This window comes from Paraburkholderia sp. EG287B (genome assembly GCF_040965595.1).
In the GTDB taxonomy this organism is placed as follows: domain Bacteria; phylum Pseudomonadota; class Gammaproteobacteria; order Burkholderiales; family Burkholderiaceae; genus Paraburkholderia.
Genome location: NZ_JBFRCG010000018.1, coordinates 20,151 through 33,383 on the forward strand (window position 1 = coordinate 20,151; position 13,233 = coordinate 33,383).

A 13,233-nucleotide genomic window follows, 5' to 3' on the forward strand; every position below is an offset into this window, starting at 1 on the left:
TTCAAGGAGACACTCGTGGCCGACCAGGAGACTCACGCCTACGCGCCGCATCACGCGGACTACCGGCTCATCGGCGGTGCAGGCGAACGCGCGCGCGCAGCGGGCCTCGTCAACGCGGACTGGTACCGGTGCGCCGTGCCGCGCCCCGTGATGAAGCAGCTGATGCAGCGCAGCGACGCGCGCGCCATCCGCGACACCGTGATCTGGTATGCGGCCATCGTCGCGAGCGGCGTGCTCGCCGGGTTCCTCTGGCATGCGCACTCGTGGTGGGCCGTGCCCACGTTCCTGCTCTACGGCACGCTCTATTGCAGCCCCGCCGATTCGCGCTGGCACGAAGCGGGGCACGGCACCGCATTCAAGACGCGCTGGCTGAACGACGTGCTCTATCAGATCGCGTCGTTCCAGGTGTTCCGCTGCGCAACGATCTGGCGCTGGAGCCACGCGCGCCATCACACCGACACGCTCGTGGTGGGCCGCGATCCCGAGATCGCCGCACCGCGCCCCACCGACTGGCTCTCGCTCGCCCTCAACATCTTCGCGCTCAAGCACGCCTCGCGCGAGCTGCCGCGCATGATCTCCGCTGCGTGCGGACGCCTGGGCGCGGAAGAACGAAGCTTCGTGCCCGCCTCCGAATGGCCCAAGGCCATTCGCGAAGCGCGCCTGAGCCTGCTCGTCTACGCGATGGTGATCGGCGCGTGCATCGGCTTTCGCAGCGTCCTGCCGCTGCTCTATATCGGCCTGCCGAGCCTCTACGGCGCGTGGCTTTATCTCTACTTCGGCCTCACGCAGCACGCGGGCATGCCCGAGAACGTGCTCGACCACCGGCGCAACTGCCGCACGGTGATGATGAATCCCGTGTTCCGCTTTCTCTACTGGAACATGAATTATCACGTCGAGCATCACATGTTTCCGATGGTTCCTTTTCACGCGCTGCCGCGCCTGCACGAAGTCGTGAAAATGGATATGCCGCCGCCCTATCGCAGCAGCCTTGCCGCCTACGCGGAAATCATTCCCGCGCTCGTGCGGCAAACACGCGATCCCTACTATCACGTGGCGCGCCCGGTGCCGGGTCACGCCGAAGCCTGATCCGTTGCGCGCGCAACCTTCAATATCAATCTGGAGACACCCAATGACCCAATGGATCGACGCTGCCGCACTCGACGATATCGAAGACGAAGACGTCATGCGCTTCGACCACGGCGGACGCACCTTCGCAATCTACCGCGTGGAAGACCAGGTCTACGCGAGCGACGGGCTCTGCACGCACGAGCACGTGCACCTGAGCGACGGCCTCGTCATGGGTCATGTGATCGAATGTCCGAAGCACAATGGCCGCTTCGACGTACGTGACGGCAAGCCGCTTTGTGCACCGGTATGTGAGAAGCTCGCCACGTATCCGGCCAGGGTCGAAGGCGGACGAATCTATATTGAAGTGTGACGCACCAAAACCTTGCAAAGGGAAGCGAAAAAAACGCGCAAACGTTAGCGTGGCATTCGACGATCAATACGGTGTATTAAACAAGCGAACTCGAGCGCTTACTCTCGCCCATGTAACGAGAATGACATAAATAGCCATTAGCGTGCTGATTCTCCATATTAATCGGAATGGATAGTCATGCACCCCGCGCTCGCGCAGTTTCGTCGTCCGGGTCTTCCCGTAGGCCCGCGCAGCGCCGGAGAATTGGCTCTGGAAGTGCCGGCCATCGACGCTTCGGATTCGAACTCTCTCGTCATGGAGATTTTCTATTCGAGGCGCGACATGGCCAGTCTCGCGGTGATCGAAAACGATCGCCCCATCGGGCTCATCAACCGCGATATTTTTCTGTCGCAAATGAGCAAGCCGTTTCACCGCGAGCTGTACGACAAGAAGAGCTGCATCGCATTCATGGACAAAGAGCCATTGATCGTCGATGCGGCCATGAGCATCGAGGCGCTCACGTTCAAAACGGTTGAAGTCGGCGAAAAGGCGCTGGTCGACGGTTTCATCGTGACGCGCGACGGCCGCTTCGCCGGCGTAGGCAACGGCTTGCGCCTGCTGTCCATCGTCGCGGAAATGCAGGCGGAAAAGAATCGGCAGATCATGCAGAGCATCGAGTATGCGAGCGTGATCCAGCAAGCCATGCTGCGCGCCTCGCGCGAAACGCTCGCGACCATGCTGCCCGATGCCGCGCTCGTCTGGGAACCGCGCGACGTGGTGGGCGGCGACTTCTACCATTTCGCTGCGTTCGCCGACGGCTGGTTCGGCGCGGTGGCCGATTGCACGGGGCACGGCGTACCCGGTGCGTTCATGACCTTACTCGCCTCGGCGTCGCTCTCGCAGGCGCTCGAACAGATCGGCCCGCGCAACCCCTCCGCTCTGCTGGCAGCCGTCAATCGCAATGTGAAGGGCTTGCTCGGGCAAATCAATGGCGCTGGCGACGCCCCGCAGTCCAACGACGGTCTCGACGCCGCGTTTTTCTGGTTCGACGCCGCTAGCCAGGTGCTGCACTTTGCGGGTGCACGGGTCGCGCTGCATGTCTTGCGTGCGGACGCGCAAGAGTTCGACAGCATTGCCGGCGACCGCATGGGCGTGGGCTATGTCGACAGCCTCGCCGATTACACGTGGAGCCAGCACGCTGTAGCTGTGCCGCACGGCAGCCTCCTGTTCGTTTCCACCGACGGCCTGACCGATCAGATCGGCGGCCCGCGCAAGATCGCCTTCGGCAAACGCCGCACTCTCGACCGGATTCTCGCCGAGCGCGAGCACGCTTCTTCATTCATCTGCACACGCTTGCTCGAAACCTTCGCCGAATGGCAAGGCTCCCAGGCGCGTCGCGACGACGTCACGCTTTTCTTCGCACGAGCTTGAGGTAGTTCACCAATATGTCTGGAATTCTGGATCAAAACTGCTGCTTCTTCGAAATCGCTCAGAAGCGCAGTTTGCTCTTCTATCACAAAGGCTATTTCTCGCACAGCATCGTCGCGGCGATGAGCGAGGTCGTCAAGCTGCAACTGGAAGTGGCGGGACTGAGTTCGTCCACGCGCAGAAGGATCTTCTCGTCATTCATCGAGCTTTCGCACAATATCGTGCACTACTCGTGCGACGCGCTCTCGGAAGATCAAGGCCAGGGCGGCGCAATACGCGAAGGCGCGATGTGCATTTCCGCCGAAGGCGAGCGCCACCTCATGGTATGCGTGAATCCCATCGCGACGGCGGCCGTGGACGATTTGCGCGAGAAGCTGGAGCCGCTGCGCAACATGTCGATCGAAGAAATCAAGCAGGCCTACAAGATGTCGCTGCGCGCCGACACGCCTGCCGACAGCAAAGGCGCGGGACTGGGTTTTCTGACGATGGCGCGCGACGCCAGTGCGCCGCTCGAATTCGCGTTTCATCCACGCGAAGACGATACGGGCACCACACTGTTTTGCCTCAAGACCATCATCTGACCAGGGCACGCGTACAAAATGGAAAACCTTTTTATCGCCGCCACGGCAACGTCGCCGGAGATCGACTTCCGCTTCGACGAAAACGTGCTGTCTCTGCGAGGCGAATCGTATCCCGAGCATGCTGCCGCGTTTTATGCGCCGATCATCGAGCGGCTCAATCTCTGGCTCAAGGCTTGCGAAAACGCCACGATCACGGTCGAGGTCACGCTCACCTACTTCAACAGCTCGAGCACGAAAATGCTGTTCAGCGTGTTCGACGCCCTCGATCGCGCCGCCGCGGCGGGCAACCAGGTGCAGGTGAACTGGTATCGCGACGAAGAAGACGAAACGATCCTCGAATTCGGCGAGGAACTGCAAACCGACTTCACGGCAATCAAGTTCAATGATTGCCCGGTTGCAACGTGAGGATGCCTTGAGGACGACGCGCGTGGAAACGACTGGCTTGCGGGACGCAATGAAGGATCATTACCTCGACCTGTTCCGCAGCGAAAGCGAGGCGCTGGAGCGGGCCCGGATGATTGCCGAGGCTCCGGAGGCGTACGCGCACAGTCATCGCGAGGCGCTCATCGAGCTGATCCAGCACTACGAGCGCCTGATGCGCGAAACGCGCCGCCTGATCGGACGCAGCGATCGTGCCGAGCGCGAAATGCAGGCGCTCACGCAGCAACTGCAATATCGCGCGACGCACGACGCGCTGACCGGGGTGCTCAATCGCAGCGCCGTGATCGAACGCACGGTGAAGGCGCTGCGCGCGAATCGGGCGGTGATGATCCTGCTCGACATCGACGACTTCAAGAAGGTCAACGACGACTTCGGGCACCCGGCCGGCGACAGCGTGATCTCGGGCATCGTGAACTGCCTGCGGCGCATTCTCGGCGAGACCGGCATCATCGGACGCGTGGGCGGCGAAGAGTTCACCGTCGTCTTGCCGGGCTTCGACATCGCCGATGCCTTGCAACTCGCCGAGCGCATGCGCGCAGCCATTGCGAATCACGCGTTCGCCGCGCCGGTGTGCCGCCCCATCACCGCCAGCTTCGGCGTCAGCGACAATCCGGCCGGCACCGATTTCGATACGGCGTACGGACTCGCCGATTCCGCGCTGTACACCGCCAAGCGCGGCGGCCGCAACTGCGTGACGTTCGAAGGGCAGATCGCTTCGGCGGGTTGAGCGACGGCGGCCATCCGGGCCGTTGCCACGCAACGCTCGTCTTTTCCGAACGCCACTACAATGGTGCGGAGAAAACGGCGACGCGTCTGAAGAATGCAGGTCACGAAAGCGCGCGCCGGTAGAGCAAAACAGCGAGGCGATCGATGACAGCGAAGCAGCCGGCAAGCCTGGCATTGCCAGGGCAAGTCGTACTCGTGTTGCAGGGCGGCGGCGCGTTGGGCGCCTATCAACTCGGCGTCTATGAGGCGCTGCACGAAGCCGGCATCCAGGTGGACTGGGTGATCGGCACCTCCATTGGCGCCATCAACGCTGCGTTGATCGCCGGCAACGCACCGGAGCACCGCTTCGCGCGTCTGGACGAATTCTGGCACCGCGTGACCGACCGCACCCGCCTCGACGTGGCTGCCGCGTGGCCTGGCTTCGCGCCCGGCTGGGACAAAACGTTTGCAAAGCTGATGATCATCGGCGGCGGCATTGCGGGGTTCTTTCAGCCCAACCCTGCATCGTGGTTCGGTCCGCTCGCGCACCTCGGCGTCGATCGCGCGTCCTACTACAGGATCGCCCCGCTGCACGACACGCTCGTTTCCCTGGTCGACTTCGAATTGCTCAACGCCGGGCACCCGCGCCTCACCGTGGGCGCGGTGAACGCCCGCACGGGCGCAATGCGCTATTTCGATTCGCGCGACCAGCGCCTGAATGTCGAACACATCATGAGTTCGGGCGCGCTGCCGCCCGCGTTCCCGGCGGTGCGCATCGACGGCGAGCCGTACTGGGACGGCGGCATCTATTCCAATACACCGGTCGAGGTGGTGCTGGACGACAAGCCGCGCCACAGTTCGGTCATCTTTTCGGTGCAGGTGTGGAATCCGGCGGGCCCGGAGCCGCAAAGCATCTGGCAGATCGCAGAGCGGCAAAAAGACATTCAATACGCGAGCCGCACGGAAAGCCATATCGCGCGTCAACAGCAGATCCACCGCTTGCGCCATGTGATCCGCGAACTGGCGAAGCGCGTGCCCGAGGCCGAACGCGACGCACTCGATGTGAAGGAGTTGGCGGCATGGGGCTGCGAGACCACCATGCGGCTCATCAAGCTGGCGGCGCCGCGACTCGACGGCGACGACCAGTTGAAGGACATCGACTTCACGCCGTCCGGCATCGCCGCGCGCCGACGCGCGGGCTACGAGGCCGCCATGCTCGCGATCGAAGCCAGGCCCTGGGAAGCCCCGATGGACCCGATTGAAGGCCTCAGCGTCTACAGCGCGGACGAAGAATAAAAGAAAGCGATAGGGCACGAAGCCCCTATCGCCCCACTCGAACCGCAGTGGAAAAAAAGCCGGCGGGTGGAGCCACCGGCCGGGCAGATCGGTCAGGTCGTTCAGTGCATGGCAGCGGCGAGCAGCGATTTGAGTTTGGTCGCGCTGTCGGCAAGACGCTCGGGTTCGATGCGCGCACGGCGCGCAATCAGTTCCTGCGCAATCCGTACGTCGCGGGCGATTTCGCCCGTTTGTCCCACGCCGCTCGCGCCCACCAGCACGCCTGCTTCGTCGAACGCGAAGAACACCTTCGATGCCGTGCCCGTCGCGCGCACGGCCTTCGTCGAGCCGAACGCGGGCAAGCCCGCGATCTGGATCGTCATGTCGTATTGATCGGACCAGAACCACGGCACGGCGCTGTGCGCCTCGTCGCGGCCGAGCATGTTGAGCGCCGCCACGCGCGCCTGATCCTCGGCGTTGCGCCAGCATTCGAGACGAATGCGCCGCCCGTATAGCGGATGCACGAACGAACACGCGTCGCCCGCGGCGTAGATATCGGGGTCGCTGGTCCGCAGCATGGCATCGACGGCAATGCCGTTGTCGATCGCGAGACCCGCTTCCTGCGCGAGCGCCACACGCGGTACAACGCCAATGCCGATCACGACGGCATCGCAAGGCACGACGGTTCCGTCGCCGAGCACGACAGCATTGACGCGCCCGTCGCCCTCGACGCGCTGCACCTGCACGTCGAAGCGCACATCAACGCCTCGCTGGCGATGAAGGACCACGAGGCACTGCGCCACCTCCGCGGGCACCGCGCGCATCAACGCGCGCGGCGCGGCTTCGAACACGACGACTTCGCATCCGCGCTGCGCGGCCGAGGACGCGACTTCGAGCCCGATGAAGCCCGCGCCTACCACGGCAATGCGGCGCCCTGACCCGAGTTCGCCCGCGATGGCGAGCGCGTCGCCGGCATTGCGCAACACGTGCACGCCCGCGAGATCCGCGCCGGGCACGCTCATGCGGCGAGGCTCGGCACCGGTCGCGATCAGCAGGCGACGGTAGGCAAGCGTCTCGCCGTTCTCGAGCGTTACCGTGTGCGCAGCGCGATCGATCGCGCTCGCGCCGCAGCCGCTGCGCAGATCGACACCGTGCTCGCGATAGAACGCCTCGCGGTGTATCGCGCCCTGTTCCGGCGTGCGCTCGCCCAGCAGCACCGCCTTGGAAAGCGGCGGCCGTTCGTACGGTTGCGCGGCTTCATCGGCGATCAGCGCGATCGCGCCTTGCCAGCCGCCTTCGCGCAGCACCTGCACGGCGCGTGCACCGCACTGGCCGCCGCCGATCACCACCATGGCATCGCCCGCACTCATGCTGACTCCTTGCACGCTCAACGATACTGGCCCGCGAGCGCAGACACCTGCTGAATGTTCTGCGGCGTGATGAAGCCCGGCCCGGAGCTGATATTGCGCGCCTCGTACACGGGCTTGAGCCCATAGTCCTTCAACCGCTGCTGGAACTTCGGGTTCTGCTCGAGCGCGGTGCGCGCCTGCAGCACGTCGTTGTTGTGGTTCTGACGCATGATCGCCAGCAGGGCCACCGGAATATATCCCTGCAAATACGGTTGCTGGTCGGTGCAGAACTTGATCGTGCCGTCCTTGATGCCCTTCGCGACGTCCGAATCGATATCGAAAGTCGCAAACCAGATCTTGCCCGCCAGCCCGAGGCTCTTCACCGCGCGTATCGTCGGATCGGCCGAGGTCGGACCGAGCGTGAGCACGGCCTGGGTGTCCGGGTGGTTGCGCAGATACGCACTCACCTTCGATTCTATGCCCGTGGGATCGGTGCCCGCATCGAGCACCGAGGTTTTCATGTTCGCGCCGATGGCGTCGGCAAAGCCGCGACAGCGTTCGAACGAAAGCGGATTCGTGGCGTAATGATTCACGCACAGGAACGTCTTCACGCCGTCCGCCTTTGCGCGCAAGCCCGCCTCCTTGCCCGCGAGATACTCGGGCTGGCCCACGTGCATGAGCGCGCCAAGCTCGGCGCTCTGTTGCTCGGTGCCCGTATTCGCGGTGATGAAGGGAATGTTCTTCGCTTTCAGGCGCGCCACGGCGCCCTTGAGCAGATCGAAATCCGCAATGGTCGTGACCACGCCGTCGTAATTGCGCGCGGCCGCCTGATTCACGAGCTGCACCATGTCGGCGATATCGCCATTGGGCGGATTACGGTAATCGGTCTGTACATTGAAGTCCTGATCGGCCTGCTTGATGCCGTTCTTGACGGTATTCCACCACGCATCCGAATCGGGCGCGTGCGAAATGAAGTCGAAATGCGCCACGGGGTCCGCGTGCGCTACGGGACTCATTGCGAGTACCAGCACCGTCGCCGCCAGCGGCAAGACCTTCACGAAAGGAACATTCACGGCTGCCTCCTAAGTTGCATCGTTATCGTGGTGCTTCAAAGATTCGTATGCCGAATCAATCCGCGGCGAGCCCGAGATAGATCGTGCCGCCTTCCACCTTGACCGGGTGCGTGGCGAGGTTCACGCAAACCGGCGCCCCCTTGGCCGCGCCCGAGGGAATGTGAAAACGCCCCATATGCATCGGACATTCGATGATGTCGCCGAACACGAGACCTTGCGCGAGGCGCGCCGTTTCGTGCGTGCAGACCCCTGCGGACGCGTAGTAGCCCGTGGGCGTGTGATAGATCGCGTACAGCTCGCCTTCGTGCTCGAACTCCATCACGTCCCCTTCTTCGAGTGCGTCGCTCGCGCATACCTCGTGCCATTGAAGAATGTTCATGGTCGTCTCCTCCATCGTCATCTTTCGAAAAGGGTCTACAGGTAGCGTCCAGGCGTCATTGCGTATCGGCGGCAAAGGCATTCGCAGCGGCGGCCTCGCGCGTGACACCCGCCGTCTTGCCGGGCACCTGCGGCGTGATCATGTAGTCCGGGTCGTGGCGCTGCATGCGCAACACGTGCACGATCTCGGCCCACGCGTCGAACAGACCGTCATAAGCGGGCGGCAAGTCGGCCTCGATCGCTTTGCGCAGTTTGGGCAGCGCATGAAACGGCACGTTGGGGAACATGTGGTGCTCGACGTGATAGTTCATGTTCCAGTAGAGAAACTGCAGCACGGGGTTCAGGCGCAGCGTGCGGGTGGAGAAGCGGTGATCGAGTTCGTTCTCGCGCAAACCGGTGTGCTGCGTAATGGCCAGCAGTTCATGCAGCCAGGCGCCGTAGGCGCGGGGCAGCAGCAGGAACACCACGGGCAGCCAGCTATGCACTGCGAAGGCCCACACGCCAACGGCCACGTAGAGCGCGAGCATGACCCGCGAATTGCGGCGCATCGCCCGATATTCGACCACCGGCACGACGGCCTTCGCGCTCCTCGTCACGATGCCGAGGCTATGCAGCACGATGTTGCCGAGATGATGCATGCCATGGGAGACGCGCAGGAAGTCGGTGGCGAGCTTGAGGTAATTGGGCGGCCGCTTGACAGCGATTTCGGCGTCGGCGGGCACCGTGGCCGTGAGGTGCGTATAGGTGTGATGCTGCGCATGCGACCAGCGGCTGTAGATCTGCTCGCGCCAGGTCATGAAGCAGATCACCCAGTGCACGGACTCGTTGAGCCACTCGCTCCTGAACGGCGTCCGGTGGCGCAGCTCGTGCTCCATCGCCTCGGCGAACGCGTAGATCGTGCCGTACAGCAGGAACGCCGGAATGCACCAGAGCGTGCCCAACGAAAGCCACGCGAGCGCGCCGGTGGCGAGCACGAGCGCCATGAAGCCGCCGAAATACGTCAGGGCAGTCCTGTCGTTGCGCCGCGTGACCTCCTTGAGCACCTTGCGGTCGAGCGGGCAACGGTACCAATCGTCCATCGTGATGACTTGTGGCGAGCCTGGCTGTGCGGACATGAGTCGAACTCCCGTGGATGACATTGAACGCGATGAGGCGCCTTGATTTTGCTCATCCTTGAGTCGAATTACAGGCTCTAAATGAGCCATCGTCAAAGGATAAAATGACTCATCTTGAGCATCAGAGGGTTTTCACCTAAGCAACCCGCGCCTGAAAACGTTCTCCACGTGGAGATAAATTTCAAATATTCGGATCGAAAGACTCATTTTGAGGCAAAATGCGATCGCACTCATTCGCTCCGGAGCCCCGATGAAGAGCCGCCCGACGCTGAAGCAGTTAATGGAACTCACGCAGCTAAGCCGCGCGACCATCGACCGGGCGCTCAACGACCGGCCCGGCGTGCACCCGCGCACGCGCAGCGCCGTGGAAGCCGCGCTCAGACAACTAGGCGCGGGCGACGGCGAGGCGCTGTCCCAGGCATCGCGTACTTCGTCCCATGCGCTGCGCGTGCGCCTCCTCCTGCAGGCCGGCGACGCCTTCACCGCGGAACTCACACGCACGGCAGCGAGCCTCGAAGCCGAGTTCGCGGCGGCGGGCGTGACGCTCGAGGTGGTCAATTGCGTGGGCGCCAGCGACGAAGACGTTGCGCTGCGCGTGCGCGATGCGGCGCAAGGCGCTGCCGACGCCATCGGCATCGTCTGCACGAACACGCCGCCCATTACGTCGGCGCTGCGCGAATGCATGGCGCGGGGTCTCGGCGTGGTGACGCTGATCACCGACGTCGACACCGATGCGCGCCACATCTACGTGGGCGTGAACAACCGTGCCGCGGGCCAGTCGGCCGCGTTCCTCGTCGGCCGGCACCTCGAGGGACGGCCCTCGCCTTCCGTGGCCGTTGTGGTCGCAACGTTCTCGTACACCTGTCACGAAGACCGCGAGATCGGCTTTCGCTCGCTGCTGCGCCAGCGCTTTCCCCACGTGAACGTGGTCGAAGTGATCAAGGGCGCGGACTCGGGTCCGGCAACCTACGAGGCCACGCGGCGCTGCATGGAAATGCACGGCGCGCTCGACGGCATCTACAACGTGGCGGGCGGCAACGAAGGACTCGCGGCGGCGCTGCGCGAGCGCGGCCTTGCGGGCCGCACGCTCTATGTGACGCATGAGGTGAACGCCGTGACGGAGCCGCTGTTGCGCACGGACGTGATCGACTATCTGCTTTCGCAAGATTTGGGTCTGCTGCTGCGCACGGCCGTCGAACAGATGCGCCACGCGGCGGCCGGCGGCACGCCGCCCGCGCAGGCGCTCCTCCCGATCGAAACGTATTCGCGTTATTCCCTGCCCTGACGCGGCTGAAGCGGCTGCGCCCCGAACGCCGCACGGCCGGTTGCATGTATTGCCCGTTTACGATACTTTATGCTCGTTTTTGCTCGATTTGACGAGCAAGCCAACGAGCAAGCGGGAACCGAAACCCATGCAACGAACACGCCTGGCGGCCAGTGAAGGCCTGCTCCCCGACGAGCGCGAGCGCCTGATCCTCGAAAAACTGCGCGCCGAGGGCCGCGTGCTGGCCACCGAACTCGCCGCACAGCTCGACACCTCGGAGCACACGATCCGGCGCCATTTGCGCGACCTGGCCGAGGCGGGGCACTGCAAGCGCGTGTATGGCGGCGCGCTGCTCATCTCGCCCGCCAACAAGCCCGCCTCCGTGCGCATGCGCGAGCAACTGCCCGCCAAGGCGCGCCTTGCGCGCGCCGCCGCCGCGCTCGTCAAGCCGAACCAGGTGATCCTGCTCGACGCGGGTTCCACGAACGTCGAGATCGCGGCGGCGCTGCCCGAGAACGCCGGCCTCACGGTCGTCACCACGTCGCCGCAGGCCTGCGTGCGACTGCTCGAGCGCCTAGGCATCGAAGTCATCCTGATCGGCGGGCGCGTGAGCGCGCAGGCCGCGGGCGCGCTGGGGGCCACGGCGCTCGTGCAGATTCAGCAGATCAAGGCCGACCTCTGCTTTCTCGGCGCCTGCGCACTCGATCCCTCCGAAGGCATCGCGGCCTTCGATGCAGAGGATGCCGAAATGAAGCGCGCGATGGTCGCGGCAAGCGGCCAGATCGCGGCGGCAGTCACCACGGAAAAGCTCATGACATCCGCGCCCTTCGTCATCGCGCCGTGCGCCTCGCTCGACTATCTGGTCGTCGATGCCGACGTGCCGAAACTCCATCTGAAGCAACTGAAAGCCGCATGCGGCGACGTGGCGGTGGCGCGATGAGGCCCCTGCGCGAACGCTACGCCACCACGGCGGTCTTTCTGGCGAACGGCTTCGGCATCGGCGCGTGGGCCGTCGAGGTGCCGCGCGTGAAGGACAATCTGCAGCTTGGCGACTCCCTGCTCGGCGTCGCGCTCTTTGCGTTCGCGCTGGGCGCCATCGTCGCCATGCCGCTTGCGGGGCGTCTCGCGCCGAAGTTCGGCAGCGGCCGCGCGACCGCCCTGCTCGGCGTGCTGTTCGCCGCCGCGTTTCCGTTGCCCGCGCTCGCGCCCAACGCGCCGCTGCTGTGTGCCGCGTTGCTGCTGCTCGGCGCGCTCAACGGCGCGCTCGACGTTTCCATGAACGGCCATGCCAGCGCGATCGAGAAAGTGTGGCATGCGCCGATCATGTCGTCGTTCCATGCGGCATGGAGCGCGGGCGGTCTGGCGGGTGCGGCCGTTGGTACGGTGCTTCAGAAAGCAGGGTTCGGTGTGCTGAGCGGTCTCGCGCTGCCCGCCATTCCCATCGCCGTGCTGATCGTCGGCGCGGCTTTGTTCTCGCTGCGCGACGTGGGCACGCGCCCGGAGGCTGCGTCGGGCGGCGGCTTCGCGTTGCCGCAGGCGGGCGTCGTGAAGCTCGCCGCGCTCGCGTTCCTGTGCATGATGACCGAGGGCGCCATTGCCGACTGGAGCGCCGTGTACCTGCGCACCGCCTTGCCCGCTCATGCGGATAGCGCGGGCATCGGCTATACGTCGTTCGCGTTCGCCATGGCGGCGTGCCGCGTGGTGGGCGACGCGTTCGTGCGGCGACTGGGCGCGGTGCGCGTGGTCGCGCTGGGCGGCCTGCTTTCGGCTGCGGGTCTGGCCGCCGTGCTCGCTGCGCCGGCGCTCGCGACGGCGGTGGTGGGATTCATCTGCGTCGGCATTGGGCTCGCCAACGTGGTGCCGGTGATTTTCAGCGCGGCCGGGCGTACGACCGACCCGCCCGTGACCGGCGTGTCGATGGCGGCGACGACCGGGTATGCAGGCTTTCTCGTGGGGCCGCCGATCATCGGCTTCGGCGCGGGGCTCGTTGGATTGCAACTCGCCCTCGGCGTGCTCGTGCTCGCGACGCTCGCGGTATGCTTTGCGGGTAGCCGTGCGGTTCGCGATGTCGATGCGTCGCGCGGCGAACCGGCCACGCATGTGCAAGTGCGCAAAGATTCGCGCGACGCGGATCGTATCGAGGCGGACTGACCTGCGGTCGCCCGGCGCATCGAATATCACCACAAGATCCGGATATCTCCACCCAG

General features: G+C 64.5%; 14 protein-coding genes. 10 read left to right on the forward strand and 4 right to left on the reverse strand.

Features of this window, described 5'->3' with window-relative positions:
- Positions 1 to 15: 15 nt before the first annotated feature.
- From AB4Y40_RS30450 to AB4Y40_RS30480, 7 genes are all read left to right on the forward strand, one after another.
- Positions 16 to 1,086: a fatty acid desaturase family protein gene (locus AB4Y40_RS30450; RefSeq protein ID WP_368691015.1), complete on the forward strand. Its 1,071-nt coding sequence runs from the start codon at positions 16 to 18 to the stop codon at positions 1,084 to 1,086.
- 43 nt (positions 1,087 to 1,129) lie between these two features.
- Positions 1,130 to 1,438, forward strand: a complete 309-nt coding sequence (locus tag AB4Y40_RS30455; RefSeq protein WP_133179390.1) for a non-heme iron oxygenase ferredoxin subunit — start codon at positions 1,130 to 1,132, stop codon at positions 1,436 to 1,438.
- A gap of 177 nt (positions 1,439 to 1,615) precedes the next feature.
- Positions 1,616 to 2,848, forward strand: coding sequence for a SpoIIE family protein phosphatase (locus tag AB4Y40_RS30460; protein ID WP_368691016.1), 1,233 nt, complete (start codon positions 1,616 to 1,618; stop codon positions 2,846 to 2,848).
- A gap of 14 nt (positions 2,849 to 2,862) precedes the next feature.
- Positions 2,863 to 3,426, forward strand: coding sequence for a SiaB family protein kinase (locus tag AB4Y40_RS30465; protein WP_133179389.1), 564 nt, complete (start codon positions 2,863 to 2,865; stop codon positions 3,424 to 3,426).
- 18 nt (positions 3,427 to 3,444) lie between these two features.
- Positions 3,445 to 3,831: a DUF1987 domain-containing protein gene (locus AB4Y40_RS30470; protein WP_368691017.1), complete on the forward strand. Its 387-nt coding sequence runs from the start codon at positions 3,445 to 3,447 to the stop codon at positions 3,829 to 3,831.
- A 49-nt stretch (positions 3,832 to 3,880) separates the two neighbouring features.
- Positions 3,881 to 4,594: a GGDEF domain-containing protein gene (locus tag AB4Y40_RS30475; RefSeq protein WP_368691018.1), complete on the forward strand. Its 714-nt coding sequence runs from the start codon at positions 3,881 to 3,883 to the stop codon at positions 4,592 to 4,594.
- A gap of 143 nt (positions 4,595 to 4,737) precedes the next feature.
- Entirely contained in the window at positions 4,738 to 5,868 is a 1,131-nt protein-coding gene (locus tag AB4Y40_RS30480) for a patatin-like phospholipase family protein (RefSeq protein WP_368691019.1), read from the forward strand.
- Positions 5,869 to 5,969: 101 nt separating this feature from the next.
- On the opposite strand, the gene AB4Y40_RS30485 is transcribed toward AB4Y40_RS30480, so the two are convergent.
- The 4 genes from AB4Y40_RS30485 to AB4Y40_RS30500 all read right to left on the reverse strand — a co-directional run bounded on the left by AB4Y40_RS30485 (position 5,970) and on the right by AB4Y40_RS30500 (position 9,762).
- Entirely contained in the window at positions 5,970 to 7,217 is a 1,248-nt protein-coding gene (locus AB4Y40_RS30485) for an NAD(P)/FAD-dependent oxidoreductase (protein ID WP_368691020.1), read from the reverse strand.
- Positions 7,218 to 7,234: 17 nt separating this feature from the next.
- Positions 7,235 to 8,212, reverse strand: a complete 978-nt coding sequence (locus AB4Y40_RS30490; protein ID WP_368691166.1) for a sugar ABC transporter substrate-binding protein — start codon at positions 8,210 to 8,212, stop codon at positions 7,235 to 7,237.
- Between the two features lie 112 nt (positions 8,213 to 8,324).
- Entirely contained in the window at positions 8,325 to 8,648 is a 324-nt protein-coding gene (locus AB4Y40_RS30495) for a non-heme iron oxygenase ferredoxin subunit (RefSeq protein WP_368691021.1), read from the reverse strand.
- 55 nt (positions 8,649 to 8,703) lie between these two features.
- Positions 8,704 to 9,762: a fatty acid desaturase gene (locus tag AB4Y40_RS30500; protein WP_368691022.1), complete on the reverse strand. Its 1,059-nt coding sequence runs from the start codon at positions 9,760 to 9,762 to the stop codon at positions 8,704 to 8,706.
- 250 nt (positions 9,763 to 10,012) lie between these two features.
- Between AB4Y40_RS30500 and AB4Y40_RS30505 the strand changes: the two genes are divergently transcribed.
- From AB4Y40_RS30505 to AB4Y40_RS30515, 3 genes are all read left to right on the forward strand, one after another.
- On the forward strand, positions 10,013 to 11,047 hold the full coding sequence (locus AB4Y40_RS30505; protein ID WP_368691023.1) for a LacI family DNA-binding transcriptional regulator: 1,035 nt from the start codon (positions 10,013 to 10,015) through the stop codon (positions 11,045 to 11,047).
- Between the two features lie 127 nt (positions 11,048 to 11,174).
- Positions 11,175 to 11,966 carry a DeoR/GlpR family DNA-binding transcription regulator gene (locus AB4Y40_RS30510; RefSeq protein ID WP_368691024.1) on the forward strand — a complete coding sequence of 264 codons (792 nt, stop codon included), beginning with the start codon at positions 11,175 to 11,177 and terminating at the stop codon, positions 11,964 to 11,966.
- Entirely contained in the window at positions 11,963 to 13,177 is a 1,215-nt protein-coding gene (locus tag AB4Y40_RS30515) for an MFS transporter (RefSeq protein WP_368691025.1), read from the forward strand. The genes AB4Y40_RS30510 and AB4Y40_RS30515 overlap by 4 nt, the downstream gene beginning before the upstream one ends.
- Positions 13,178 to 13,233 lie beyond the last annotated feature (56 nt).